The 25,436-nt window shown below is 69.2% G+C and carries 29 protein-coding genes; 12 read left to right on the top strand and 17 right to left on the bottom strand.

The window, feature by feature from the left end:
- Window positions 1–163: 163 nt before the first annotated feature.
- From ACZ5XZ_RS20245 to ACZ5XZ_RS20235, 3 genes are all read left to right on the top strand, one after another.
- Window positions 164–640 carry a hypothetical protein gene (locus ACZ5XZ_RS20245; RefSeq protein ID WP_468979829.1) on the top strand — a complete coding sequence of 159 codons (477 nt, stop codon included), beginning with the start codon at window positions 164–166 and terminating at the stop codon, window positions 638–640.
- A gap of 337 nt (window positions 641–977) precedes the next feature.
- A complete protein-coding gene (locus ACZ5XZ_RS20240) occupies window positions 978–1,472 on the top strand; it encodes an NUDIX hydrolase (protein ID WP_468979827.1) in 495 nt (164 codons plus the stop codon).
- A 436-nt stretch (window positions 1,473–1,908) separates the two neighbouring features.
- Window positions 1,909–2,673 (top strand): hypothetical protein, encoded by a 765-nt coding sequence (locus ACZ5XZ_RS20235; RefSeq protein ID WP_468979825.1) that lies wholly within the window; start codon window positions 1,909–1,911, stop codon window positions 2,671–2,673.
- A gap of 305 nt (window positions 2,674–2,978) precedes the next feature.
- Here the strand turns inward: ACZ5XZ_RS20235 and ACZ5XZ_RS20230 are convergent, their stop codons facing one another.
- Entirely contained in the window at window positions 2,979–4,352 is a 1,374-nt protein-coding gene (locus tag ACZ5XZ_RS20230) for a helix-turn-helix transcriptional regulator (RefSeq protein ID WP_468979824.1), read from the bottom strand.
- A 1,636-nt stretch (window positions 4,353–5,988) separates the two neighbouring features.
- Between ACZ5XZ_RS20230 and ACZ5XZ_RS20225 the strand changes: the two genes are divergently transcribed.
- The 8 genes from ACZ5XZ_RS20225 to ACZ5XZ_RS20190 all read left to right on the top strand — a co-directional run bounded on the left by ACZ5XZ_RS20225 (window position 5,989) and on the right by ACZ5XZ_RS20190 (window position 12,518).
- Window positions 5,989–6,927, top strand: a complete 939-nt coding sequence (locus ACZ5XZ_RS20225) for a hypothetical protein (protein WP_468979823.1) — start codon at window positions 5,989–5,991, stop codon at window positions 6,925–6,927.
- A complete protein-coding gene (locus tag ACZ5XZ_RS20220; RefSeq protein WP_468979820.1) occupies window positions 6,927–7,634 on the top strand; it encodes an ATP-binding protein in 708 nt (235 codons plus the stop codon). Before ACZ5XZ_RS20225 ends, ACZ5XZ_RS20220 begins: the two co-directional genes overlap by 1 nt.
- A 97-nt stretch (window positions 7,635–7,731) precedes the next feature.
- Window positions 7,732–8,325 (top strand): WhiB family transcriptional regulator, encoded by a 594-nt coding sequence (locus ACZ5XZ_RS20215; protein ID WP_430975257.1) that lies wholly within the window; start codon window positions 7,732–7,734, stop codon window positions 8,323–8,325.
- Window positions 8,322–9,338 (top strand): DUF2637 domain-containing protein, encoded by a 1,017-nt coding sequence (locus ACZ5XZ_RS20210; RefSeq protein ID WP_468979817.1) that lies wholly within the window; start codon window positions 8,322–8,324, stop codon window positions 9,336–9,338. The genes ACZ5XZ_RS20215 and ACZ5XZ_RS20210 overlap by 4 nt, the downstream gene beginning before the upstream one ends.
- Before the next feature lie 103 nt (window positions 9,339–9,441).
- Window positions 9,442–9,666: a hypothetical protein gene (locus ACZ5XZ_RS20205; RefSeq protein WP_468979814.1), complete on the top strand. Its 225-nt coding sequence runs from the start codon at window positions 9,442–9,444 to the stop codon at window positions 9,664–9,666.
- Window positions 9,667–9,935: 269 nt separating this feature from the next.
- Window positions 9,936–10,286 carry a plasmid mobilization protein gene (locus ACZ5XZ_RS20200; protein ID WP_468979811.1) on the top strand — a complete coding sequence of 117 codons (351 nt, stop codon included), beginning with the start codon at window positions 9,936–9,938 and terminating at the stop codon, window positions 10,284–10,286.
- A 2-nt stretch (window positions 10,287–10,288) separates the two neighbouring features.
- Window positions 10,289–12,037, top strand: a complete 1,749-nt coding sequence (locus ACZ5XZ_RS20195) for a relaxase/mobilization nuclease domain-containing protein (protein ID WP_468979810.1) — start codon at window positions 10,289–10,291, stop codon at window positions 12,035–12,037.
- A 61-nt stretch (window positions 12,038–12,098) separates the two neighbouring features.
- Window positions 12,099–12,518: a hypothetical protein gene (locus ACZ5XZ_RS20190; protein ID WP_468979808.1), complete on the top strand. Its 420-nt coding sequence runs from the start codon at window positions 12,099–12,101 to the stop codon at window positions 12,516–12,518.
- 187 nt (window positions 12,519–12,705) lie between these two features.
- Here the strand turns inward: ACZ5XZ_RS20190 and ACZ5XZ_RS20185 are convergent, their stop codons facing one another.
- The 4 genes from ACZ5XZ_RS20185 to ACZ5XZ_RS20170 all read right to left on the bottom strand — a co-directional run bounded on the left by ACZ5XZ_RS20185 (window position 12,706) and on the right by ACZ5XZ_RS20170 (window position 14,093).
- Window positions 12,706–13,038 carry an esterase gene (locus ACZ5XZ_RS20185; RefSeq protein ID WP_468979806.1) on the bottom strand — a complete coding sequence of 111 codons (333 nt, stop codon included), beginning with the start codon at window positions 13,036–13,038 and terminating at the stop codon, window positions 12,706–12,708.
- Between the two features lie 83 nt (window positions 13,039–13,121).
- Window positions 13,122–13,346 (bottom strand): hypothetical protein, encoded by a 225-nt coding sequence (locus tag ACZ5XZ_RS20180; RefSeq protein ID WP_468979803.1) that lies wholly within the window; start codon window positions 13,344–13,346, stop codon window positions 13,122–13,124.
- A gap of 63 nt (window positions 13,347–13,409) precedes the next feature.
- Window positions 13,410–13,703 carry a hypothetical protein gene (locus ACZ5XZ_RS20175; RefSeq protein ID WP_468979801.1) on the bottom strand — a complete coding sequence of 98 codons (294 nt, stop codon included), beginning with the start codon at window positions 13,701–13,703 and terminating at the stop codon, window positions 13,410–13,412.
- Between the two features lie 15 nt (window positions 13,704–13,718).
- Complete coding sequence (locus tag ACZ5XZ_RS20170; RefSeq protein WP_468979800.1) at window positions 13,719–14,093, bottom strand: SPDY domain-containing protein; 375 nt, start codon at window positions 14,091–14,093, stop codon at window positions 13,719–13,721.
- A 207-nt stretch (window positions 14,094–14,300) separates the two neighbouring features.
- Between ACZ5XZ_RS20170 and ACZ5XZ_RS20165 the strand changes: the two genes are divergently transcribed.
- A complete protein-coding gene (locus ACZ5XZ_RS20165; protein ID WP_468979797.1) occupies window positions 14,301–14,468 on the top strand; it encodes a hypothetical protein in 168 nt (55 codons plus the stop codon).
- A gap of 317 nt (window positions 14,469–14,785) precedes the next feature.
- On the opposite strand, the gene ACZ5XZ_RS20160 is transcribed toward ACZ5XZ_RS20165, so the two are convergent.
- The 12 genes from ACZ5XZ_RS20160 to ACZ5XZ_RS20105 form a co-directional block, all read right to left on the bottom strand.
- The gene (locus ACZ5XZ_RS20160; protein ID WP_468979796.1) at window positions 14,786–14,992 is read right to left on the bottom strand and encodes a hypothetical protein; all 207 of its coding nucleotides are present in this window, start codon (window positions 14,990–14,992) and stop codon (window positions 14,786–14,788) included.
- 601 nt (window positions 14,993–15,593) lie between these two features.
- Window positions 15,594–16,451, bottom strand: coding sequence for an SPDY domain-containing protein (locus ACZ5XZ_RS20155; RefSeq protein ID WP_468979795.1), 858 nt, complete (start codon window positions 16,449–16,451; stop codon window positions 15,594–15,596).
- Between the two features lie 29 nt (window positions 16,452–16,480).
- Window positions 16,481–17,326 carry an SPDY domain-containing protein gene (locus ACZ5XZ_RS20150; RefSeq protein ID WP_468979792.1) on the bottom strand — a complete coding sequence of 282 codons (846 nt, stop codon included), beginning with the start codon at window positions 17,324–17,326 and terminating at the stop codon, window positions 16,481–16,483.
- Entirely contained in the window at window positions 17,293–18,213 is a 921-nt protein-coding gene (locus ACZ5XZ_RS20145; protein ID WP_468979789.1) for a winged helix-turn-helix transcriptional regulator, read from the bottom strand. Before ACZ5XZ_RS20145 ends, ACZ5XZ_RS20150 begins: the two co-directional genes overlap by 34 nt.
- 31 nt (window positions 18,214–18,244) lie before the next feature.
- Window positions 18,245–18,748, bottom strand: coding sequence for a type II toxin-antitoxin system RelE family toxin (locus tag ACZ5XZ_RS20140; protein ID WP_468979787.1), 504 nt, complete (start codon window positions 18,746–18,748; stop codon window positions 18,245–18,247).
- On the bottom strand, window positions 18,745–19,545 hold the full coding sequence (locus ACZ5XZ_RS20135; protein ID WP_468979786.1) for a hypothetical protein: 801 nt from the start codon (window positions 19,543–19,545) through the stop codon (window positions 18,745–18,747). The genes ACZ5XZ_RS20140 and ACZ5XZ_RS20135 overlap by 4 nt, the downstream gene beginning before the upstream one ends.
- A 1-nt stretch (window position 19,546) precedes the next feature.
- Window positions 19,547–20,158, bottom strand: coding sequence for a DUF4913 domain-containing protein (locus ACZ5XZ_RS20130; RefSeq protein WP_468979784.1), 612 nt, complete (start codon window positions 20,156–20,158; stop codon window positions 19,547–19,549).
- 272 nt (window positions 20,159–20,430) lie between these two features.
- Window positions 20,431–21,129: a DNA cytosine methyltransferase gene (locus ACZ5XZ_RS20125; protein WP_468979849.1), complete on the bottom strand. Its 699-nt coding sequence runs from the start codon at window positions 21,127–21,129 to the stop codon at window positions 20,431–20,433.
- Between the two features lie 16 nt (window positions 21,130–21,145).
- Window positions 21,146–21,439: a DNA cytosine methyltransferase gene (locus ACZ5XZ_RS20120; protein WP_468979783.1), complete on the bottom strand. Its 294-nt coding sequence runs from the start codon at window positions 21,437–21,439 to the stop codon at window positions 21,146–21,148.
- Window positions 21,429–22,037, bottom strand: coding sequence for a hypothetical protein (locus ACZ5XZ_RS20115; RefSeq protein ID WP_468979780.1), 609 nt, complete (start codon window positions 22,035–22,037; stop codon window positions 21,429–21,431). Before ACZ5XZ_RS20115 ends, ACZ5XZ_RS20120 begins: the two co-directional genes overlap by 11 nt.
- The gene (locus ACZ5XZ_RS20110) at window positions 22,034–23,221 is read right to left on the bottom strand and encodes a DnaB-like helicase N-terminal domain-containing protein (protein WP_468979778.1); all 1,188 of its coding nucleotides are present in this window, start codon (window positions 23,219–23,221) and stop codon (window positions 22,034–22,036) included. The genes ACZ5XZ_RS20115 and ACZ5XZ_RS20110 overlap by 4 nt, the downstream gene beginning before the upstream one ends.
- Window positions 23,222–23,574: 353 nt before the next feature.
- Window positions 23,575–25,368, bottom strand: a complete 1,794-nt coding sequence (locus tag ACZ5XZ_RS20105) for a type IV secretory system conjugative DNA transfer family protein (RefSeq protein ID WP_468979775.1) — start codon at window positions 25,366–25,368, stop codon at window positions 23,575–23,577.
- Window positions 25,369–25,436 lie beyond the last annotated feature (68 nt).

Below are 25,436 nucleotides of genomic sequence, written 5' to 3'. Positions count from 1 at the left end.
GATCCGGCCGGCTTCCACCGGCTCACGTCGCCCAGCTGATCCTGCAACTCCTCGCTCAGCTCCATGGGGTTGGGGTACTCGGTGACCTGCTCCGGGGCAACGCCCAGGCCAGGGGGACCATCGAGCCCTGGCATCACCGGTTGACTAAGTGGGAGGGGCACTCGTGATCGACGCAGCTGAGATCATCCGGACCGGTACCAGCATCCTGTTCATCACCCTGGACTCGCTCCGGTATGACGTGGCCCGCACTGCCCTGGACGAAGGACTGACGCCACACTCGGCGAACTTGCTGCCTGAAGGGAGCTGGGAGCGTCGGCACACCCCCGGCAGCTTCACTCTCCCTGCGCACATGGCGTTCTTCTCCGGATTCCTGCCCAAGCTCCCGCAGCCGGAGCAGCCGCCTCGCCTGTGGGAGTGCGGCCCGCCGGCCTTCAAGACCGCCGCGAAGGAAACCCTCGTCCTCGAATCATCGAACCTCCTCAACGGCCTCGCCGAGCATGGCTATCGCAGTGCCTGCATCGGCGGCGTCACCTACTTCTCGCGTGAGACGCCACTCGGCTCCGTACTGCCCGACATGTTCGACGAGAACCATTGGCGGCCCGAATTCTGCTCCCCGGAGATGAACTCCACGCGTCACTAGGCCGACCAGGCCCTGGAGATCGCCGAGAAGTACCACGGCCGCCCGCTGTACCTCTTCGTCAACGTCTCGGCCACTCACCGTCCCCCACGGCCACTACCTCGGTCACAGCCGAGACACCTTCGCGTCCCAGTGTGCAGCGCTCGCCTACGCCGACGAGCACCTCGGGCGCCTGATCACCAGCCTCACCACGAAGCAGCGGTGGTTGATCATCATGTGCGCCGACCACAGTGACGCTTTCGGAGACGACGGTTTCCATGGGCGCGGGATCGCTCACCCTGTGGTCATGAATGTGCCGTTCGCGGCGATGGTGCGGTCATGACCGCTACCCTCGCCAGGGATGAGCGACGACATCCCAGCCCGCGGACCGGCCCGTGACGCCTCTGTTGTGGTGGCACGCGACGTCGACGACCAGGTGGCGCTCCTGAGCGCCGACTTCCCCCGCCACGGCGGCGAATACCTCTTCCTGCCCGGCGGCCGCAAGGAGCCCGGCGAGACCGACGAGGAGTGCGCACGCCGCGAGCTGCGCGAGGAGGCCGGCATCATGGCCGAGTCGTGGCGGAGGCTCGGCTCGTACGCCATCTCGCTCGACTCGACGGCGCGTGTGCATCTCTTCGAGGCCCAAGAACTGACCTTCGGACCGCAGGAGCTGACCTCGACGGAGGTCGACTTCAAACTCTCCTGGTGGCCCATGGGCGACGCTATCGCTGCAGCCGCGGAAGGTCGCTTCCTCCTGCCCGCAGGTCCATTGGCACTGTTCCTCGCCAACGGCCGTACGCGAGGTCCAGGCTCCGTTGAGCGAGCTCCCGATACAGGTCGACCTCGCAGTTTGTGAGCTTCCGTTTGCAGAGCGCCTGCCCCTACGAGATCACACCGGCGCCTCGAGCATGGCGTTCTCGGCGAATGCCAGGGACGGTGCCTGGACCAACGGCTTCATCCGCACCAGGGGAGCCGTGCGAGCCGGAGGCTCCGGCCGGATCGTGTTTCCGACCGAGGGGGACTCGCCCTCACGCCCGAGCGGAACGCGGCCCAGGTCGGTACCTCTCGATTGAGTGCAGGAGGCGTCGCTGAGAGCCACCCGATGGGGCGGTCGGCTGCCGCATGATGAAGCACCGCTGCGTTGCTAAGCGTGCCTTTTCGGGCAAAGTGGATATATGGGTGCCTCGGGTGTGAGGGAAGCGAGCGACATAGCAGAGCGCCTACATCGACGCCCTACGCAAAGTGATTTCGGGCGCTTGCCCATCACGGTGCGTGAATGCCGAGCTGGACCGATGGCGTCGACGCAGTGCACCGATGCCGCGCGCGAGGTACTAGAAGCGGTGGTTGAACGGATAGGCCCGCCGACGCTGTACGGCGGAGGCGCCTACGGCCCCAGCATCCGCTGGCGGACCAAGGGACGGACGCTTCTGCTGGACCAGGGCGTTGAGGGCTTGCAGTTGTCCGCGCACCGTACAGCGAGGTTGGAGCAGGACGAGCTCGCCCGGTTCGGGCGTGGTGTGGGTGACGGTCCTGATCAGGTGTCGTATGCCAGCAGCCTGCCGTATCTGTGGCAGCTCTACCGCTCTGGTCCCGGCAGCCCACCCGAGGTCGTCCCCGCGGGCTATGTGGCGCCGGACTGGGAGCGGCTGGAGGAGGCGCTGGAGAGCCTGCTGCGTGCGTGGGGTGAGCAGTTGCCCGCGCAGGTGGGGGGTGACGCAGCCGCGTTCAACATCGTCAACAGGGCTGACGATGACCGCGCTGTGGGACTGCTCTGCGGGCGTACCGAGGGCCTGGTGGTGCTCGTCGACGACCGCGGCGTGCCCGGCGGCACTCCGCCGGAGGAGATGGAGGGTCGGGGCTGGGAGGTGCCTCTCATGGGGTGGTGGGAGACGAATTTCGCGAAGCCAGGGTGGGAGAGCGCTGCGGCAGCGGCGCGGTTGGCGGTCGCCGAGTTGCGATTTCGTGGAGCGCGCTCTCCCCAGGACCTCGGCCTGGACGATGTCAGCTGCGCGGACCGAGGAGTGCTGACCCTGCCCGGGTTGGGCATAGGGCGCTGAGCCATCCATCGGGGTGGCGCGATCCTGCAATGGGTGGAGTGGCGAAGGGACCGACCGAACGAGTGTTGCGCACAGTCGCCATTCACTCACGTCGGGCGACAGGCGGTGCGCAGCGCTCGGTGCCGACGCGTTTGGCCGGGGTACCTTGGCCCGTCCGCCGACGCAGCCCGTCCTGCCACGGTCCCCACGCTCGGTGCGGGCGGATCTCCGGTGCTTGCTTGTGTCCAGCAGCCGTGGCCGGAGTCGCCTACCGGAGCCTCGGGCGGTACGCGGCCCCCGACGTGCGCGGGGGCCGCAGTGGTCATCTAGAGCTCGTCGACCGGGTGCCATGTGTAGGGGACTCGTTCGCGGTTGGTCTCCCACTCGTCGCGATGGATTTCTTCCAGCACCTCGATGCGCCGCCGCAGCTGAGCGGTCATCTCTTGGACGCGCTGCACCGCGTCGTTGGAGTCGATCGGCAGCAGGGCCCGAGTGAGCAGTTTGTACTCCTCGGAGGCGCCCTTGACGTGGATCGCCTGCGGCATGCGGACGATGACGGTGTAGGGGTTGACCTCGGCGACGTCCCAGCGGCCATCGTCCTGCCGGGTGGCCCAGATGACGGTGCGGGTCGAGGGGCCGTAGGTCAGCCGGCAGCCGTGTCCCATGAGTTCACTGAGGATCGGCAGGGCTACGGCACTCTCGCCCGCGTACGAGGCGGCCTCGGCGGCCGTGGCGACGCTGATCTGCCCGGGGAGCTGACCGTTCGACCGGCCTGACAGCTCTCGGCTTTCCGGGACGCGGCCGGAGGTCTCTGCGGCCTGTGTCTTGGAGTTGTCGGCGTGCAGCCAGGTCATGATGACCATCCGGCAGTCCGGCAAGGCGGCCGGGAAGAGCGTCTGAGACTCCAGTTCGACGATCTCGAAATTGTGGGCCGGGAGGGACACCCGGTAGTAGAAGGCTTCCCGCGCCTCGGTGACGTCGCAGCGCTCTTCCCACAGCCGCCGAAGGTAGGCGTCTCCGTTGATGATCTCGGCGACAAGGGCACCGATTTCGGCATCCTGCGGATGCTGCAGTACGGAGAAGCGCAGCATCGCAAGCCATTCGAGGGCGTGCTTGTTCCAGTCCACGAAGACCGTTTTCGCCTCGTCGCTGAGCAGCGACCACCGCATCAGGTTGGCGCCCGGATCCATAACCCACGGGCACCAGGTCTTCATCGGGTCGTTGTAGCCGACGATGTTCCACTTCGAGTCGAGCAGCCAGGTCGGATTCGGCTGTTGGTCGAGGAGCGCCTGCACCGCACGGCGGGTAGGCGTATCGAAAGCCGGAGCCGGAACGGCAGCGACTGCGCCACCCATGCTGTACAGGAGCAGGGCCTGGAGCTCGTCGCGCCCAAGGGTGAACAGCTTCCCGATGGCCTCGCACTGCTCGCGGCTCAACCGCGTCGTGGCGCCGGATTCCAGATCGCGGTACCAGCGCACAGAGCGTGCGCAGGCGTCTGCGACGTCCTGCTGGGTGATCTGCTGGCCGAGCCGTTCACTGGCGACAGCTCTCCAGGCCCGAAGAAGCCCGGCCAGGCCCATCAACTGCGCTGGGGTGAGCGGTCGCGTGCCCTCCCGGTCGGCCGGTGTTTCAGCCCTTTCACCGGAGAGCGGCTCGGTGCCGCCCTGCTCGGGTCCGCTGCCAGCGGGTCCCGTGCCCATCGCATCCTCCGTGCTTTGTTGCCTGCATCCAGGGCCACCGCGCCCCTTTCCGGGGCAGCAGAAAAGGGGGAGGTCGTCGGCCGCCCCTCTCCTGGAGGTATTCCATGCATCGACGATACGGAACTCGAATTTGATCTTGCCGCGCTTTCAAGATCGATAGGAGTGAAAATGTGGGCCAGGTCACGATCTAATTGGGGGTTCATTTGATGCTTCAACTTCAATCTCTGGGTGAGGTGGCACTTATGGTCTCGATTCGGGCATAGCGACCGGCAATTTTTTGCCGCTTATGGCGAGCGGCAAAAAATTGCCGGTCGCTTTTTATTCGGCTTATCGGCGGGCGCGAAGGAGGGGGGTTGGTGTTTCGCTGTGTGGGGACTCTCCATCAGTTCAGTGTCTGGCAGGGTGAGTTGATGTACTTGCGTCCCCTCTGAAGGGCGTTGGGATTTCCGTTCAGCGCGCGCCGGATCTTGCGCATTGTCACGTTGACTGGTGGCTAATGCCTCGCTTAAATCCCTGTACGGATCGGTCTGGCAATCGGGCTGGCCCGACTTTTGCCAGGGGAGGAGTCAGCTTTGTGCCGTTTGAAACGAAGGGGCCGGCCCGCGGTGCTCGTTTACAGCGGGGCGGGATGGTGCCACTCTCCGCGCTGTGATGGAAGCCTCACTCAAGTTCTGTCATGCCGTCAGGGTGACTCGCCCCGTCGTCAGAAGGTGAGCCATCTCCAGATCTTCGCGTCGATCCGCATTGTTGTGGGGCGTTCCGAGACCAGTATTCCGAGCGTAGCGCTGCGGGGGAGGGTGCGATCGGGCTCCTGCTTCCTTACCCGCCTGAGGGTGATGCCACTGCGAAGGACGCCGGTCGCCAGTGACGGTCAGCTCTGGCCGGGGGTGGGAACGCCGGTCGGCCCTGCGCCCCGGACGTTTCCGCCAGTCGCACGGAGTGGTCTTTTCTATCGGCGAGTGGAATATGTCGAGTTGGCGTCGGAATGGTTCAGTGTCCGCTGCGCGCTGGAGTGTTGGGAGCGCTGCACATATGTTGCTGGTCCCTCGGCGAAACCGCCGAATCCGGGCGCACATGAGAAGGGGACTCAGTTGTAACGCCGAGCATCAAGTCCCCAAGTCTCAGGGGGGAATGAAGTGGGCGCCCGGAAGCGAGCAGCTTCCGGGCGCCGATCCCGCCACCCCGAAGAGGGCGGATTCATAACCGGGGCGGGTCGGCTGACCTTTTCGACGAGAACGGCCGTCCCACCCCACCTACGAGTGAGGAATTGTTGCATGCCCGAGTCCCGAGACGGAAGGGCGCCCGCCGCCCGAGCCGCCAAGGCCGTTGCACCCCGTGCTGGAATTCACCAGCGCTGCCTGGCCGCTGTTATCGCGGACATGATTCCGGGGGCCCGTACCCTCCGCGTCTCGCAGCGCGAGCCCGGGCGCAGCTGGCCGAGCCCCTACGCCCGCGCGTACGACGCACAGGGGCTGCTCGTAGCGCTCAACCGAGTTCAGGGCATGACTGCTGCGCGCTGGGTGATCCGAGCCCACCCGGACCTGATCCGGGACGAGGCATACGACCTCGACTTGGCCACCGGCATTCTCCGGACCGCTACCGGGGCATATGCCGCAGCGGGCGGGGGCCGTTGACCGTGGCCAGGATTCGCACCATCAAACCCGAGGCTTTCGCCTCTGAGTCCCTCGCTGCCGTCTCCCTCACCGCCGAGCGGACGTTCTTCGGTCTGCTCACCCAGGCCGACGATCACGGGCGCTTCCGTGACCAGCCCGCAGTCCTGGCTGGCCTGCTGTGGTCTCTGCGCCCCGAACATGGTCCTGTCGATGTCGAGGAAGACCTGACCCAGCTCGCCGCTGCCCAGCTGATCTGCCGTTACGCAGGCGGCGACGGCAAGCGCTACCTGCACATCGTCACCTGGCGCCAGCACCAGAAGATCAACCGCCCGAGCGGCGTCCGCCACCCCGCCTGTCCGCAGCACGACAGTGAACAATCCGCCCCCGGCACACCGAACGCTCAGGGAGCCGTCAGTGCGGTCTCGACGAATGTTCACGGAGGACTCACTGAGTGCTCACGCACTTCGCATGAACCCTCCGGAAGCCAGAACACTGCAGGTCAGAGCGAATTCGGTGAGCTCTCGCCGAGCCCGCACGGAGAACGCAGTGAGCCCTCCGTGAGTCCTCACGGTCCGGATCTAGGACCTAGGAACCTGGATCTAGGAACTACTTCTTCTGGGGGCGCGAGCGCCCCCGCACCAGAGACCGTCTCAACCAAGCAGTTCATGGACGAGTACGTCGCCGGCTGCGCTCACCGGCCGCCCAGTGGCGTACTGGGGCACCTCGGGCGCGAGACCGCCAAGCTCCTCGCCGAGGGCATCGCCCCTACCCACATCCGCGCCGGACTCGCCCGCCACCGTGCCAAGGGCCTTCACCCGAGCACGCTGCCGAGCCTCGTCCACGAGGCCATGAACGCGACGCCCGCTGGTTTGGCCGGGACGGGATCGCGGCCTAACGTGCCCGGTCACCGGGCCTGGGCCAACCCCGCTGACCCTGCCGCCGCCTACGCCGAGGAGCTGTGATGCGCGACCACGACACCCAGCCCGTCGGCGGCATAGCCCGCCGCCTGGCCCACATCCTCACCTCCCGGGGCATCGACCCGGCTGCCCAGCTCACCGACCCGGTCGAGCCTGTGCCCGCCCTGCAGGCGGCGCAGGCTCGCATCCCGGCCCGCTACCAGGATGCCGTCGCCGACCACCCCGCGGTCGCCGCCTGGGTCCACGAGGTCGCCCAAGCAGGCCGCCCCGGGCCCAAGGGAGCTCCGGGCATCGCCCAGGGCCGCTCGCTGCTGATCGTCGGCACCACCGGCACCGGCAAGACCCACCAGGCGTACGGCGCGGTCCGGTCTCTGCTCCTCGCCGGTGTCCGGCTGCGCTGGAAGGCCACCACAGCTGCCGACCTGTACGCGGAGCTGCGGCCCCGCTCCGGCCACGATGGCGAGCGGGAGTTGACGGACCTGGCCCGCTGCCCGCTGCTGATCATCGACGACCTCGGCGCGGCCAAGAGCAGCGAGTGGACCGAGGAGATCACGATGCGGCTGATCAACCGCCGCTACAACGAGATGCTCCCGACCCTGGTGACCACCAACCTCGGCATGGCCGACCTGCGTCAGTACATCGGCGATCGCGTCGCCTCCCGCCTGACCGAGATGACCGACAAGGTCATCCTTGATGGCCCAGACCGCAGACGCGCCCTCGCGGCCGCTCGCCGCTGCATCGCTGTCGCCTGACCCCGGCCGCGACCACTCCAACCGGTCCGCCTCCTTCACGCACCACCGCCTGCCCCGCGCCTGCCCAAAGGCGCCCCCGGGGCCAATGGAGACACCCATGCACAGCACTGAGAACCTGACGCCGCGCATCCTTGGTGACCACACCTGGCATGACCGCGCCGCCTGCCGCTCCACCACTCACCACCAGGTCGACCCGGACCTCTTCTTCCCTGAGCCGGACGAGATGGACCGCATACGCGCCGCCAAGGCGCTGTGCGCACAGTGCCCCGTCCGTAGCACCTGCCTCGACTCCGCCCTCGAAGGCGGTGACCGCGACGGCATCCGGGGCGGCATGACCGAAGAGGAGCGAGCCCCTCTGCACAGCAAGCTCCAGCACCGCCTCAACTACGTCCGCGTCAACGCCGTCCTGGCCGGTCGCGACGTCCACCTCACCCAGGCTGAACGTGAAGCCGTTGTTCGCGCCGCACACCAGGCCGGCACCCCAGCGGAACGGCTCGCACGGCTGCTCAAGGTCACCGAGGAACACGCCCAGAAGCTCTACCGCAACACACGTCGCCAGGTCCGCAACCGCGCGGTCGACCAGCAGAAGCAGCCGAACAAGGGCAAGGGAAGGCCCAAGAGCAAGACCGTGGTGCTGACGCAACCCACGACGAAATCCCCTTCCTGCGACACGCTTGGGAAGGCTGCGTGAACCACATCGCGCCGCTGCCGGCTCGGATCACCGGCTGGGACCGGGCCGCCATCGTCACCCTCGGCGGCGCTGGATGCGCCCTCTCCTACGACGCCCTGCAACAGATGGCCACCGCCATCCACATCCGCGGATTCCTCACCTATGTATTTCCCCTGGTGATCGACGGATTCATCGCCTACGGAGTGCGCGGGCTCCTGGTCCTGCGTACCGCGCCGCTCGCCGCCCGCTGCTACGTCTGGACGTTGTTCGGCACCGCGACGGCCGCGAGCATCTGGGCAAATGCCTTGCACGCCGTGCGCCTCAACCAACAGCAGTCACAAGGCTCGGAGCTTCGTCTCGGCGATGTCACCGTCGGCATCCTGTCCACCCTCGCCCCGCTCGCCTTGGCCGGAGCCGTTCACCTGTACATCTTGATCGCCCGGCGGGGCTTCGAGTCCCCTGTCCCCGGGCACTCGGATACCGCCAGTGTCCGGAGTGACCAGGCGACCGCTGATTTCCGGGCCAGCCCCGTCGGCCAGGTCTACCACCAACCGCCCTCGGTCACCTCTGGGCATTCGGCTGAGCTGTTTGCTCCGGATACCAACCGCGCGGCGGTCACCGTCGGTCAGGACACTCGGGAGACGGCTGCCTCGAGTGTCCCGTCCGGACATCAGGATGGTCTGACCAAGATGGAGCGCGAAGGGCGAAGCACTGACCTGGTCGGACCCCCGGCGACCAGATCCGCCTCGCTCGCCCGCCTCCACTTGGCCGCCCCGCCCGCTGCAGAGCTGGAGACCTATCCGGTCATTGCTCCGGAGACCTCGGACAACGACACCCCGGACATCGACCCGGTGACCGACAACCTCCTGCTGATCGCCCGCCAGGCGGTCACCGAGGCGGGCAAGATCACCCGCCAGGTTGTTGCCGAGGCCATACGCGGACAGAACCTCCCGCTCGCCAACGACCGGCTGACCGGCCTGATGCACCAGCTCCGCGCCGAGGCCAACGACGGCTCGGCCACCCGGACGGGCTGACCGGGCGAGCCGCGCCGAGCGGGCGCCCCAGCCCATCCGTACCCCGGGGCACCCGCCCTGGCGCACCACACCATCGACTTCTCCACACAGCGGAGGCACCACGATGCGCACCACATCAGCCACCCACGCCGAGGTCGACGCCTGGATCACCGTGCTTCGCGACCATGGACACCTCCACCGCGCCGAACCCGGACCCGACGGCAGCTGGACCGTCCAGCGAACCCCGGCAAGCACACCCCGAACCCTCCACCATCCGGTCCTCGCGCTCGACTACGTCGCCGAGATCCTCAGCGACGTACGCGGGCGCACCGCGGAGACGCCCCGATGACCGCCTCCGAACTGTCCGACACCACCCCTGACCTGCAGCAGGACCACTGCCCGGCACGAGGCCGAGCAAGCTGTACCTTCCGAAACTCCTCCGCAGCCCCTGGCAGCGGAGGAGTTTCGGACGGGCTTGCCCCCGCCCCGGAGGGAGCGGGGGAGGCCCGGCACCAGGGGGTGCCGGGCTCTGGCGCTGCGACCGAGGGCGGACCGCAGCCGGGAGGGGAACCGAACGCGCCCGCCGCGCCACGAACGCGTCCTCGTCTGCGTCAGAGCGTGCACCGCGACCAAGTCCGCAGTGTCCGCCTGACCCGAGACGAACTCGACACCGTTACCCGCGCCGCCGAAGCCGCCGGCCTGAAGACCGCCGGGTTCCTCGCTGATGCCGCGGTCGCGGTCGCCCAGGCCCAAGGTGGTTCCAAGGCGTGGCTGTTGGACCAGCGCGGGCAGGTGGAAGAACTGATGGTTGCCAGCGCCCAGCTCGCCCGCGTCGGCAACAACCTCAACCAGATCGCCCGCATCCTCAACTCCGGCGGCCACGTCGACCACGTAGACGAGGCGGTGGCCCGGGTCCTGCGGGCCGCCGTGCGCGTTGAAGACGCTGCCATCGAGATCGCGCGGCGCTGACGATGGTGCCCGACATTTCCACCGGCAGCCGCACCTACGGACTGCTCAACTACCTCTACGGCCCAGGGCGCAGGGACGAGCACACCGACCCGCACCTGGTCGCCGCCTGGATGCCAGAACTCGCGCCCGACCCGGGACGTGACCCGGCGGCCACGCTCAAGCAGCTCACCGACCGGCTCGACCTGCCCGTCCTCGCCCTGCCCAAGCACCGACGACCGGCCCGGCACGTGTGGCACTGCCCCGTACGCACCTCGCCCGGCGACCGCCACCTCACCGACGCCGAGTGGGCCGAGGTCGCCCGACGCATCGTGCACGCCACCGGCATCGCCGAAGACGGTGACGACAAGGCGTGCCGTTGGATCGCCGTACGGCATGCCGACGACCACATCCACATCGTCGCCACCCTCAAGCGCGAGGACGGGCGCAGCCCGCGCCGCCACGAGGACGGCATCCGCGCCCAGGCCGAGTGCCGCAAGATCGAAGCCGAGTTCGGCCTGCAGATCCTCAATGAAGGAGACCGCACCGCCGCCCAACGGCCCACCAGCGCCGAACGCTCAAAAGCCGAGCGCGCCGGGCGCACGGAGACACCCCGCGAGACCCTGCGCGAGCGCGTCCGCCAGGCCCTGGCTGGAGCCGCGAGCGAGGAGGAGTTCTTCCGCCGCCTCGCCGAGGCGGGCCTCCGCATCGAAAAACGCCTCGCCCCCTCCGGCGACACCCTCGGCTACAAGGTCGCCCTCCCCGGCGACCGCAACCGCCACGGCGACCCCATCTGGTTCCCCGGCTCAAAGCTCGCCCTCGACCTCTCCCTCCCCAAGATCCGCCAGCGCCTCGACACAGGACTGCCCCACAGTGGCGCATCCGCCACCGACCGCCCCGGCGAACGAGCCCCACGTCCAGCCCGCGCCCGGCGTGAGGCAGCCGCTCCCGCCGAGCGAGCGGCTTCGGCACTGAGCGGAGACGACGATGCTGACGCCGCCGCACAACTGGTTGGCGTCGGCGAGCTGCTCGACGCGGTCGCCCAGACCTCGCCGGCCTCGACCTGCAAGGAACTCGGCGAGGCCGCCCGCGCCTTCGAACGCGCCACCCGTTCCCACATCCGCGCCGAACGCGCCGACAACCGCGCCATCCGCTCCGCGGCCCGCGGTATCGTCCGCGCGGGCAACGCCCTGGGCAAGGGCGAGGACGGCGGCACCACTGCGATGCTCCTGTCCACGATGGTCCTCGCCACCATCGCCGCCGCCCGCTGGCACTCCGCCCGCGGCCACGCCCAACAGGCCGCCGCAGCCCAACAAGCCGCCCAGCACCTGCGTGCCGCCTACCGGACCGCTGCTGCCACCCCCATGACGGCCATGCGCGAGCACGGCCGCCGCCTCCCCGAACCCGTTCGCCAGCGGCACATCGGGGCTCTCGAAGCCGCCCTGCCCCAGCACGCGGACCATGTCTTGCGCGAACCCGGCTGGGATGCACTGGCCGCCACCTTGGACCAGGCCGAGCGAGCGGGACACGACCCCGACGTGCTACTCCAGCAGGCCATCGCATGGCGCGAACTGGACACCGCCGACAGCGTCACCGACGTCCTCGTTTGGCGACTGCGGCGCCTGGGGAACCTGCCCGCCACCGCTGACTCGCCCCGCACCCGGGCGAGCTTGCGAACGTCCCAGCAGCACCCCCCGACACCGAAGCAGAAGGCATCCGAGACCGCCGCCCGGACGAATCCCAGCGCTCCCCGTGCCCGAGGGGCAAGGCGTTGACCAGCACAGCAAAGGGCTGGACACCGGCAGCCATGCCGGTTATGGCTGGTTGAAGAGAGACATGGAGATGATGCGGATGCTCAGCGAGAACCTTCAGGACCCGAGAACCCTGCTGCCGGAGACGGCATCCGGCGATGACCCGCTGCTGCGGCTCCAGCAGGAGACGCAGCCTGCTGGCGCGAATATCGGTCTGCGCGCCACCACGCACCCCGAGGAAATCCGTATCACCGGGATCACCGTCATGTGCCCCCAGTGCGGCGCCCGACGCGACTGGATGGTCATCTGCGACCGCAACGAGATCAGCATCCGCTGCCGCTGCGCACACCAGTGGGTCGAGCGCGAGCTGACCCGTGCGGACTACATGGCGATGATCGGCGAAGGCATCGGCCAGGATTACCCGAGCTTGGAGGACGCAGCACAGGCTGCGGGGTACGACGGCACCTTGGCTGGAACCTATCTCGCTGAACCCCGCCCGGAGTGAAGCCTGTGCTCTGATCTGATGCCGCGAACGTTGACAGCCTGGCATGTACACGCGGCAGGGTGAATGCGTGACCTGGGACGGGGTGGTGACGTGGTGTCCTGTCGCCCTTGAAGCTGCCGTCGCTTCGAGCGCAGAGGGCTGCCCCAGGCGTGGAGCAGCCCTCTGCAGTAGTGGTGGTGCTGGCTCTTTAGGGAGATGCCAGGTGGTTGGCGAGGTGCAAGGCGTCGGTGGCCACGGTCAGCGCGGCGTGAAGACCGGTGACCTCGTACAGCGTGGGGTGGACGATGGGTGTCCAGTTGCCGTGGAGGCTGGGCCAGGTGGCGAGGAGGACGGTGGCCGCGGCCAACCCGAGGCGGGCGGTGACGTCCATACCGCCGTCGCGGCCGGGCTTCCAGCTCAGCAGGATGGTGCCGGGCGGGAGCGGTTCGGGTTCCGGGTGGCTGGCCCACATGGCGCGGATCGGCTCGGTGGGCCGAGGGAGGACGGAGGCCAGGAGAGCGCCGCGTGCCGACGCGGGCATAGGGCGGCGGGTTAGATCGCTGAGGTCCAGGTACGGGTCCGGGTCGATCGCGTTCGCCGTGAGACGCGCAGGGGGGAGGTAGTTCACACGTCCGCCCAGCCCAGCTCGGTGCGGACTGAGGGAGGGAGTACGCCCTCCTGGCCGTTTTCGGCGAGGTACACGGCGCCGTTGGGGCCGGGGACTTCGACGATGCGGCCGACGTAGTGGGCGTAGGGCCAATCGGGGTTGATGGCCAGGTAGGCAGGAAGGTCGGGGTCGATGGTCTGGAGCTGGTGGATCAGTTGGCGGACGGTGATCTTGTGCGACAAGGCGGCCTCGGGGAGGAAGAGTGAGCGGGGAGGGGGAACGGGCGAAGCGTGCAGGGAGTCTGGTCAGTCCTCTGCGTCGAAGCGAAGGAACTCGCGCACTACGGGAGGTCCCTTCGACGGCGGGGCGGATTTCGCCGGGAGCTGGTCGGAGCGGTGGCGTCTGCCCTGCTCGGCGGCGTAGGTCTTGGTGGATGAGGGGCCGCTGGTCCACTGCTTGCAGCTGCAGGTCGCGAGGAATCGCTCCCGTCCGGTACATCCCTCGGTGAGGGGGCTGCCGCCGGTGGTGTGCCGGTGGCCGGACGGGCAGATGGTGCCGTCGGCGTGATAGGCGGTCACGGTGATCGAGTGGCGGGGCATGAGGCGATCTCCTGGTCAGATGCAAGTGCAGTAGCGGCTGGGGGAGGAGATGAGGGCGGCGAGGAATCCGGCGACGGCCTGCGCCGGGGTGTCCGGCCCGAAGCTCTGGTGCCAGGTGGTTGTGCCGTTCGTCCCCTTGACGTGGATGTGCCACAGCTCGCCGCGCGTCGCTGCCGGGCTCTCGGGGAGGAATCCCACGTACACGCGTTGGTCGGGGCTGGAGCAGTGGACGTTGCAGTCCGGGTCGGAGACGACGTCCCACCTCTGGTTCTTGAGGAGGTCGGTGACGGGGCCTGCGCAGTGGCAGTCGAGCAGCCACTCACGCTCGTCGAGGGCGGCGAACGGAAGCGCGGCGGGAGCTTGGAACGGGGCGGTAGCGGTGAGCGTCACGAGCAGCAATCCCTTCGTTGACCTGCCGTTTTCTGCGGCGTACGTACGTTGACATGGTTTGGGAGGGGGTCTCCAGTCCTGTCCGGCGGTGAGCGTCTGCCGTCGGCGAACTGGCAAGGGGCCGGCCGCCGATGTCCGCGTAAGGGGGAATGGATCGGTCGCCCGCGGGGCTGTTCCGGGGGCGACCGATCGCTGTAGGAGGTGGAGTTGGAGAGCGAAGAGATCCGTACGTACGCCGAGGCGGTCGATGATGCGGAGGCTGCGTCCCTGGGCCGGGCCCGCATGGTCGACGGCAGACGGATCGAGCTGACCGTGGACGAGCTGGCGCAGCTGGTCGGCGCCGGAGCCACGGGCGAGCCTGGCACAGGCCGGTAGGGTGCGGCCGGCGCCGTCTAACGGCGGGGCGAGCGCATCTCGTTGTGCGTTCCGGCATTCGCCGTGTGGCCGGTGTTCTGAGTGTCGGCGGGTGGCACTGGTGTCGGCGTGGACGACCGTGCGCGTGCTGCCTCGGCGTGCACGGCCGCGGAGCGGTCCAGGGACCGTGCGAGTCCTTGGGCAAGGTGCCCTTCGGGGTAGGCGTCGATGATGGAGCGGATGGCGTGGAGGCGGGCCTGGTTCGCAGCGTGGGCTTGCCGCAGCTCGGCCGATGAGGAGCTGAGCTGCTGGAGGTCGTGGTGGAGCGGGACGTGGCCCTAGCGGGTGAGGCTGTGTATCCGTTCCCGGTGCACGGTGACGTCGCTGTCGTTGATGACGAGCGCCGTTCGCACCCGCAGTACTGCGACGAGTGCTGGGTCGTGGGCGCTGCCTTCGCGGAGGTAGTCGTACAGCTCGTCTACGGGGTGCGCCCAGGCGGCGCTGATCAGGGCATCGGCGGCGGTGAGGTCGGATGTGACAGGCACGGATGACTCCCGAAGTCTGTGGTGAGGGATGGCTGATCAGCGAGATCGGCGGTGGTTGTACTCGTCCGGACGAGGCGTAGAGGTGGGTGGGGAACTTGGGGTTGGCGTAGCTGGAGAGGGGGTGGTGTGGCGACCGCGAAACGGCAGCGAGCGGGTGGTTGGGGACGTGCTCGTCGTGGTTCGCGAATCGTTCGGCGGCTCGTTCCACGAGGGCCCGCTGCACTTCGAGTGGCTGAGCGTCGATGTTCGCGATCACGTGCGGCGTTGCCGGGGAGAACAGCGAGGGCGTTCGGAGACCCGCGGTGCCGGCGACGAGCCGCAGGGCGTCTGCCTCGATCAAGGGCGCCCTGGACGGGTGGAGTTCGCTCAGGTCGCAGACAACCTCGCCGCCGCCGACGAGCGCGTCGGAGAAGTTCAGTTCCAAGTCGTTGGTGGGGCAGGGAGTCGAGCAGGGCATGCACGGCGGCACGCAGGCGGTGACCGAGTTCGTCGTCCATGGCCCAGGGGCCGGAGTCAGGCGTCCGGGACGTGCGGCTGTCCGGAGCGTTCGCGCGGTTGGGGTGCGGCATGGGAGGGCCTTTCGGGAAGGCGGTGGAGGAGGTCATCGGCGACGGGAGGCGCGTGTCGGCAGCGCGGCGCTCGGCCTGCTGGAGGCCGTCGCCATCGCCTTCGCCGGAGCGTGGGCGAGGGCACGATGACCGGCCGAGCGGGCACGTGCGGCCGTTGCGCGGCGGACGTCGAGCGGAGTCGGTACTGGTGGGGGCACCGGCGTCACGTGGGCCGCGGAGAGGTTGCGCTTGGGGATCTCGGCCTCGTACCGGGGCACCGGGGCGGGGTCGGCGAGGGCGGTGGCGGTGGCAGCGATCAGGTGCGAGGGGGTGTGGGTGGTGAACGTCGCATGCCAGCTGGAGCGGTAGCCGTCGCGTCCGCCACTGGTGCTCCAGCGGTACTGGTAGCCGGACAGTTCGGCCTGATGATCCAGCGTCCCTCGGACGTGGTTCATTTCCGCCAGGCGGTCGGGTGCGACGGAGACGCTGAGGTGCGGCCCTTTGTCGGTGCGCCAGCCGGCCTCGACGAGCGGCTGGAAGCCGCGGTCCCTGCCGGTGCTGCCGTAGAGGTAGGTGTCGTGGCCCTGCGCGTAGTCGTGGGCGAGGGCGGTGGTGAAGGCGGTGACGAGTTCCGTGGGCGTGCTGTTGTCGAAGGTGGCCAGCCAGCGGGGCGGGCCGAACGGGTCGGAGTGCACCGCGATCTTCCACAGGGTGGTGTCTTCGCCTTCGGGGAGGTAGCCGAGCCGGATGTGCTGTTCGGGCGAGGTGACGTAGACGTTCGCCAGCTCGTCGTGGTGGAGGTGGAACCCCTGGTCGAGGAGCGGCTGGAGGGCGGGATCACCGGTGAAGGTGCTGCCGGCGAGGTAGACCGGGGAAACGTAGAAGTCCCCGTCGGGAGCGTGGGCGGGCATGGTTCGGATCTCCGGGTGCGGTGTGGGGGTTAGCGCTGACGGCGCGAGCCGGCGATGACGGGCGGCGTGGGAGTGGATGCGGCTGGTGGGAGCTGGAGTTGGTGCATCGCGTGGGTGGGCGAACTGCGGGCCAGCGCAGCCGTGCTGCGTGACCGCGCCTGCTCGGGGTGCAGGGGCTGGGTCTTGACCAGGGAGCGGTGGCGGTCGGGAAGGAGAAATGCTGAGCGGACGACTGGCCTTGGGTCGGTCAGGGCTTTGGCCGCGGCGGTCATGAGGTGCTCAGGGGTGCCCCGGCTGAAGTACGCCTGCCAGCTCGGCGCGGCGATGGGGTCGGGGCCGGCGGACATCCGCCAGGTCGACTTCGCCGGGTCGAGTAGCTCGTCGTACTCGTGGAGCCAGCCGCTGCGTATCCGGAAGGCGGCGTGGCCGTCGGGCGACACCGTGCGGAACGGCCGCGTGCCACGGACGGCCTCCCACTGATGATTGGTGAGCACGGTGGCGGGCGTGTGCCCGGTGTGGTGCTCGCCGCCGCTGAGGTAGTCGGCGAAGTTGTTCGGCAGCCCGGCGACGAGCGTGTCCGTGAAGGCCGCCACGATCTCTTGGGGGGTGTCTCGGTCGAAGGTGGTGATCCAGTCCGGTACGCCGAGCGGGTCCTCGGCATACGAGATCGTCCAGCCGCCGTAGTGGCTCTCCACCGCGTTGGCGATGCGTACACGCTGGCAGGGGCTGGTGTAGTACGTGTCGCTGTCGAAGGCCACGGTCTTGGTCCAGCCTGCCGCGGAATCAAGGGTGTTGAAGACGACTTGACCGGTGCCGGGGCCGGCGAGGTAGACGGGGGCGATCAGGACGTCGACATCCGGGTCGGTGGTGGGCATGAGAACGGCTCCGGAGGGGGTGAGCGGGCGCCCGCGCAGCTCGCACGGGAACGTGTGCGGGCGCCGGTGTGACGGCGGGGTCTGGCGGCGGGCATGTCGATCACCTGGTCCGTGAGGGGTGGGAGAGCGCCGTGATGTGTGTCGGGACAGGTGGCTGGGGGTGCTGGGGCGTGGGAGAACAACCCCGGGAAGGCTGAGGGGGTTCGCTGTACGGCCGCGTTGGCTCTCGTCGTGCGGGCCGCTGTCAGTACGGCGGGGTTGCGCTGCACGGCGACGGGGGGAGCCATCGACTCGAAGGCGGCCAGCTCCGCGTAGATCGGCTCGAGTGCCTGGGTTGCCGGGGTCAGGGCGTACGCGGCGCGGAACGAGGGGCCGGTGCGGGCCAGGAGTTGATACTCCTGGAGCTGCTGGAGGCGGTAGTGAAAGGTGCCCGTGGCGAGTCCCGTCGCCTTCCGCAGTTCGCCGTGTGGAAGGGGGCCCTGTTCCGAGAGGGCATGGAGGATCTCGACAGCCCCCTCGCCGCGCAGCTGGCGCAGTGCGTCCTCCGTGCGCTCCGCTTCGGCGATCGCCGGGCCGCTTTCACTGGAGTGTGTGCGGTGCCAGGAAGCGAGCGTGCGGTACGCGCTGTGCGCATTCTGGCCCCAGGGGGAGACTTCGTAGACCCCGTGCCCCGGTCGGTCCAGCAGGCCGTTGGCGTGTATTCGCCGCAGGATCTGCTGCGTGTTCTGGGTGCTGAGCCACGGCAGCGCCGCGGCGATCTTCGTGAAGCGCATCTGGCCGTGCTGCGCGACGGTCTGCAGCGTCCAGGTCGTCCAGCGGGGAGCGAGGCGGTCAATCGCCTTGCTGACGAGCGCGGCGTCGTGCGCCGATATGCGGTGGTCGGACATGTCGAGTTCTCCGGAAGTCGGGCGGGGGCTGTCAGCGCGAGCGCGCAGAGCGTTCAGCGGACGCGGGTGGATCCAGTGGGGCGGAGCGGGGTGACGTTGCCGTGGTGCGCAGTGCCGCGGACCGTGCCTGGGGAGCCGTGGCCGAGTGCGGGGAGCGGGCCCTAGCTGCCTGAGCGCGACGTCCGAGAGGCTGCGCGGCGGCGGATGCCTCCCGTTCGCGCTCCAGTCGGCGGGCTGCGGTGCGGTAGGCGGCCTGGTCCTGGCGCTCGCCGACGGCCAGGAGGTAGATCTCCCTCTTGTGCTGGGAGGAGGCCGGGGCGTCCCGGTACTGGATGACCAGCCGCCACCGGGTCTCCGGATCGACGTAGACCTTGTGGCAGCCCGCCAGTTCACGGTGCAGGGCGGCTCCGCGCTCGTTGCCGTGGACCAGGTGCTGCAGTTCCAGCAGGGCCAGGTCGCGGATCTCTTCCGGGACGGATCGCAAGTCGGCGAGGGCCTCGGGGTGGGCCGCGAAGGCGTACCGGGCCCGGCTCACGGCGCGCTCCGACGCGGACGTACAGGCGCAGCCGCCGATCGAGGTGGCGCGACGGGAGCGGGGGCTACGGCGAGGCTGCCGGCTTTGACCGTCGAGCGGGCGCGAGCAGCTTCTGCCCGACGGCCGAGCGTGCCTTGTGGCGTCGGTGCCAGGGGGAACGGTGAGTCCCGTTCCATGGCCCAGGTGTCCGCGGCTTCGGCGGTGGCGAAGGCTCCTTCCCGCACCGTGTAGGACCGGAAGTCCTTGGTGGTCTCTTCGAGGAAGAGCCGATCCGGAGCGCTTGCGGAATCGGGGTGGCTGTCGTGGACGAGGGTCCGCACCTCGGTGCCGAAGTCGAAGGAACACGGGTTGTCGGAGTAGTGGTCGATGACCTTGTACCGGTCGCCTGGATTGGCCTTGAGCAGATCCTCAAGCCGGGCCGTGAGAGCGTCGGCCGGCCGGGGCCCGTGGTTCTTGGAAAGCTCCGCCGATTCGGCCGGGCAGCCCTGGCGGATGAGCCAGTTCTGCGCCAGCGGAATGACAGGGTGGTTCTCGTACTCGAAGTCGAACGTTCGCTGGTCGACATCCCGCGTGATGTGGAGCGAGATGTACTCCGCCATGCCGGGGATGCCCCAGATCGCGGCCCGGTCGTACAGCAGCAGGTAGGTGTCGCGGCCATCGGCGCTGTGGTGCTCGGCGAGAGGCACGAGCATGTCGTCCGAGAGCGTGACCGAGAAGAAGTCGTCCTCGATCAGTTCGGTGGCGGCCTTGTAGCCGTCGATCCGGTAGTCCGGTGCCGGGGCGTGGAAGTCGGCCATGTCAGACTCCGGCGGGCTCGGGCGAGGCCAGCAGGCGGTGGTTGGGCCGGGCCGGGCTGGTGGTGCACGCACCGAAGGGACCGTCCGGTGTGCGGAGTTGCAGCAGGGCCGGGTCGAGGTGGTCGCGGTGCCAGGTGGAGGGTCCGGCCAGGCCGGCGTTGACGTCGGTGAGCTGCTGCCAGGCCAGCCACAGGGCGTGCAGCCGGGCCACGGCCTCAGGGTGCTCGTGCCACTGCTGGCACCACGGCCGGCCGGTGGTGATCTCCCGCCCGTAGACCGGCAGGAGAAGATGATGCACCCAGGTGGTCAGTGCGGCGAGTTCCTCGGCGTACGCCTTGCCGTCGAGCGCGAGGATGAAGACGGAGGACGGCCCCTCCGCCCCGGTGGCAGCAGCATCGCTGCCCTCCGGGGCGGAGGCCGGCGTGGCGTCTTCCGCGCGACCGGGCTCGTCGTGTTCGCCGTCCTGCTGGGGCGGCTGTTCGTCGGTGAGCCGGGCGAGTGTCTCGCCCTGCTTGCGGCTCTCCGTGACGAGCTCTGTGACGGTGGCGACGAGGTCGTCCAGGTCGTGGTCCGGTATGCGTACCGGCTCGCTCTCGTGAGCGGGTTCAGACATCGATACCCCTTGGCGTGAACGTGTGGGGCATCGAGGTTCCGGAGAAAGCACGGTTTGGCCATGCCGGAAATCTGGTGTAGAAGGCGCAGCTCAGAGCGGTGTGTGGTGGCAGAACGTCGGACGGGGTGGGGCGAGGATCTGCAGGGCGCGGGCGGCCTGTTGTGGCACAACACCATTGCCCAAGGCGGCCAGTTGGGCAGGACGTCCGAGCCCTGGCGTGGCGGTCACCCACCCGGGATCAAGGCCCTGCATCCACTCCACGAACAGCGGGCTCAGGCGGCCCGCGTCATCGGTCGGCCGCGGCACGGGACGGGACGGGTGATCTTCTCCCATCGGGCGACGGCGGCGCCGTACGGCCCCCAGACCCCAGAGCGGTCTCCGCGTCCGCCGGATCCGCGAACAGCGACAGCACCTTCGACAGCGACGCGTCGCTGACGGGGCCATTCCGTTCCCGCCTGGTAAGCATGCGCCCCGCACCGTATGGGTGTGACATCCAGGCTGCTGGGGAGACGGGCACGTTCGGTGAGCCCTTGACCTCGTCGGAGGCCACGGGTGTGGCTAGGAGCCACTCGACCTCGTCCGCCAGGTTCGGGCCGTGGCCGCCCTCCTTGCGTTTCGCCGGGTGCTGGCTGCCGCCGTTGGTCGCCAGGTTGCTCGTGGGTGTCTTGAGCAGCGGCGGTTCGCCCGGAGGGCCAGGCGGCAAGGAAGATCCGTTCGCGTCGGTGCGGGGCTCCGACGTCGGAGGCGCGAAGCACGCACCAGCGTGCATCGAACCGGAGGTCGGCCAGGGATCCAAGTACGGCACCGAGTGCGCGCACAGCAGGCTGGCCTGTGCCGTCTCCCAGACACCACGGGCAGGGTTCCACGTCGCCAGGGGAACCGGCGGGGGAGGACAGGAGTCCTCGGACATTCTCGATCACCACCAGGCACGGGTTGAGGGCGTCGATGGCACGGACGACGTGGTGCCACAGGCCGGACCGGGTGCCGTCAGCCAGTCCGGCGCGGCGGCCGGCGACCGAGACGTCTTTGACAAGGGAAACCGGCCGTCAGGACGCACACTCCGGGGACGTCAGCCCAGTTGACGGTCGTGATGTCTCCGAGGTTGGGCACGGTCGACCAGTGGCGAGACAGGATCCGTGACGCCCCCGCATCGATCTCGGCGTGCCAGGCAAGCGTGCCGCCGCCCAGGGCGACCTGGACGCCCAGGTCCAGGCCGCCGTATCCGGAGCACAGGCTCCCGATCAATGGCGCGGCCGACGGCACCGTCAGGTCAGCGGGCATGGCGGGGCGCGGGGGTGTCGGCGAGCCGGGTGGGCGTGGGTGCGGGGGCGTTGTGCTCTGGAGGGATCTGGTAGATCGAGTTCGTCGGGCGGGCTGAGCGACTCAGTGCGGCCAGGATGCGTGGCGGAGTGCCGTCGATGCGGTCGGCTGAGCCCCGCAGCGTGTTGGCGGCTTCCTTCAGATCGTCGCGGACGTAGATCATCCGCTCTTGGAAGACGCCGAATGCGGCCAGTCGGACGTCCCGAAGGTCTGCGGTGGTGGGGGCTTTGGCGAAGCGGCGCAGGAATCCGAGCTGGGCGTATGCCTGGGTGTAGTTCTCCATGGCGCGCCCGGCGGGCACGGAGGCCGAGGTGTAGGCGTCGATGACCAGTCCGAGGTCGAGCTCGGGGGAGTCGTTTTCCGCGCTGTACCGGACGGCCTCCGACAAGTCCCTGGTCAATCCCGCCAGGGTGGCCAGCTGCTTGGATGCGGTCGTGAGATTGGGAAGCCCGCTCGGTGCCCCGGGAACGCTGATTTCGGTGCGCAGCTCGTCGAACTCGTAGGCAACGGCGTACAGCTCTTCTCGCTCCAGGCCGGCGCGGCCAGTGTGATCGGTCATGACGGACTCCGGCGGTGAGGACGGTCGAGGACAGCGGGACGCCAGGTCGCGGTGGATGCCGCGGTAGGGGCGGCGTTTGGGAGGTGAGGGCGGCTGCGGGATCGGGCCGCTTCGATGCGGGCAGCAGGTGGGTCGGCGGCCGTTTGGTCGGCGGCGGGGCTCGGCTCGGCCTGGGTTCCGGTGGCGATGCGCCAGCGGCGGCGGACTTCCTCCAGCGGACCGAGTGCGTGGAGGGCGTAGCCGATCAGTCGCCCCGGTGCCAGCGACTCGTCGTCGGCCAGCGCCCGCACCTGCCGGGCCGAGGCGGCTGCCGTCCGCACGAGGGAGGCTCGCACGACCTGCTCGCCGACGTACTCCGCCGACCCTGCGAACGCCGAGGGGTCGCAGATCCGCAGCACTCGTTCGCCATCGAGGGTCCGGTCGGCCAGGGCGCCGCGGCGTTGGGTCTCCCACAGCACGGTCAGCTGGTCGATGGGCTCGCCCCGATGGTGGAGCGCGCCCAGGGACCGGTAGATCTGCTGATGGCCGGCATCGGCGAAGTCACCGGGATGGAGCCAGCCCACCACCTCGTCCAGCTTGTGAGGACGCGCACTGAGACACCCGAGGAGGAACTCCTCATCGGCCAGGAGCTGTTCATCCACCGCCTGTGGATGAACGGGAGGGGGCGGGGGCGACACCGGTGGTGCTACGGGCCGGGGCTCGCCGCCCCAGCGGCGTGCGAGATCGGCCAGCACGTCGGAAAGGACTTGGGCGTGGTGCACCGTTTCTTCTACGCCGCCGCGGATCGCATCAGCGCGGGCGGCCTGATGTAGTCGTGTGGCGTGCTGGGCGACACGGCGGTGGATGGCACCTTCCAGCACCATTCGTCCGTAGACCACCGCGTGCTCAGGCCGCGGACAGGCCGCCACCAGCGCATGCGCGTAGGAGGCGGTGAGCCCCCGGGTGTGCTTGCTCGCCTCGGCGACCGTGTCGGTCATCCACGACATCGGCACGGGACTCGCACCCTGCGACTTCGCAGCAGGGTGGTCGTCGGATCGGAGCTTGAGCATCGCGGCGTAGAGGGTTGTGTGTGCCGGGCGGGAGAAGTGCTCTGGCCGCAGCCAGGGGGAGAGCTGGTCGAGCTGGCCGGGGGCCAGGAAGGCCGCGCCCAGGACGGCCTGCTCGGCGTGGACGAGCGGTGTCACCGCCGGACCTCACATACGACAGTGCCGGAAGCGTCATGTCCGTTGTATAGATCTGCGACCGCGCGGTTGGCGGCGGCCATGTCGGTGGCGAAGCGGTCCAGTTCGCCTGTGAAGGCGGGGTCCGTGGCGAGCATGGTTCCGGCCGGGGAGACGATCCACCAGCGGCCGGCGCGGCGTACGACGGGAGCGTCGGCCAGCCGCTCGGATTGGCTGAGGGGAGCCCAGGACGGTGCGGGGTGTGGCATGGGAGAGCACCTCGTGAAGAAGGCGAAGGCTGGCAAGCGGGTCGGGCGCGGGCGGCGCGAGGGCCGCGCCGCGCGGTCTCGCCCGGGTGCGGAGTTGCGCGGGGCCGGTTATGCCGCGGGAGTGAAGTCGTCCTGGCGCAGCGCCTTGGCGGCAGCGCGCTCGCTGATCGCGGCCGTGGCCTTGGCGGACGCAGCGCCCAACTTTTTGGCGCCCTGGCCCTTGTACCAGGGCTTGAGGTCGATGCGCGCGAGGCGGATCCCGGTGGCCATCAACACGGCGGTGCCCTTGGGCATCGCGCGGAGCACGTCCAGTGGGAGCACGCGCTCCTGGCGCATCGAGACCGAGGTGGACTTGCCCGACTCGCCGGTGGAGACCGAGACCGTGCGCACGTCGTGCTCACCGCCGAGGCGCGAGATCTTGTCGGCGAAGTCGGCGTCGTCCATGCCCGAGCCGATCACCTTGATCGTCGCGGCGGAGAGCAGGGCGTCCATGCCGGACTGGCCCCAGACCCGCACGCCCTGCTGGTAGGACTGCAGGATCGTCATCGGGATGACGCCGCGGGAGCCGAGATGCGAGTACAGGTCCGGCAGGTCGGCGATCTTGCACACGTTGGCGGCCTCGTCCAGGATCGCCAGCAGCGGAGCATCCAGACGTCCGCCATCGCGTTCGGCCTGGATGACGGCGGTGCGCATGACGGCGTCGGCGGCTGCGGCGATGATCGCCGAGGCGGAGCCGCCCCCGTCCTTCGACAGCAGGTACAAGGTGTCCTTGCTGGTCGCGAACGCCTCCGGCTTGAACTCCCGTACCTTCTCCAGGCTGTTGGGTGGAGTGACCCAGGCGGCGATGCCGGGGTCGAGCAGGCAGCTGGCGTACTGGCGGGCGGTTTCGAAGATGCCGTCGCGGGTTTCGACGGCGCCGGCCACGGTGCCTTGGAGTTGGGCGGCGACCGCGTCGAACCCGGCATCCTGGAGCAGATCGATTGCCGTGCGGTCGGCCGGCGAGGCCAGCCAGGTCAGGACGTCCGTGATGGGGCGTCGGGCTTGGGCGGCGGCCAGGAAGAATGCGGTGAGGGTGTTGGCGGCGGCCGTGGACCAGAAGTCGCCCGCGCTGGATTCGTCGACGGAGGCGGTGACGAAGTGCCCGGCGAGCCGCCGGGCGCCGGCGAGATCGCGGGCGTCGGCGAGGATGTCCCACCACATGGTCTGCGGCGCGTGGGCGATCTGCTGCGGATCCAGCGTCCACACCGTCCCGACCTCAGCGCGGGCGTCGACGGTCGCGGTGTAGGCGTCGCGCGCCGCCTTGTTCGAGGTCAGCAGCACGGGGCCGGGGGCGCGCAGGATCGCGGGGATGGCCAGTCCGGAAGTCTTGCCGGAACGGGGGGCCATGATCGCCAGGATCACGTCCTCCCAGGAGGAGCGGAGTTCGGCCTGGCCCGGATCGAAGGTGCCCAGCAGGACACCCCGGTCATCCGGGGCGACATCCTTGGGCTTCTTGCCCGCCAGGCTGGGGCGCAGGTCGATGGCCTTGGCGGCGATCTGCTTCGCCAGCAGCGGCTCCAGGTCACGCCGGGTGGCCAGACCCGACGGGCTGCTGCGGAAGCGCAGCCACACCTTCGCGGCTACGACCGCGGTGGCTATGAGGACGAGAGAGGGCAGGACGTAGCAGCCAGTGATCAAGGCGGGCTGCGGCAGATGAGGCCAGACCCGCCCCGGGTGGAGCAACGTTTCTTCGGGGCGGTAGGCGGCCCACGGGTCGGAGCCGGCGACGGCGTTCGTGAGGTTGCCGAACAGCCAGGTCAGTGAACCTCCTGCCATGCCGAGCCCGGCGACGGCGAGCAGGAGGTAGAGGAGGAGGTCGGTACCGGTGGTGGTCGAGGGCGTGCTGGTGCGTGGGGACGACAAGGTGAGTTCCAGGAGTGCGCGGCGCGGTGAGGGACGGCAGGGTGCGGCGCGTTGTTCTGGTGATCACG

The sequence above is a fragment of the Streptomyces sp. NPDC033270 genome (assembly GCF_055576575.1).
Note: the sequence above shows the minus strand (reverse complement) of the source record. Positions and strands in the feature narration are given on the sequence as shown.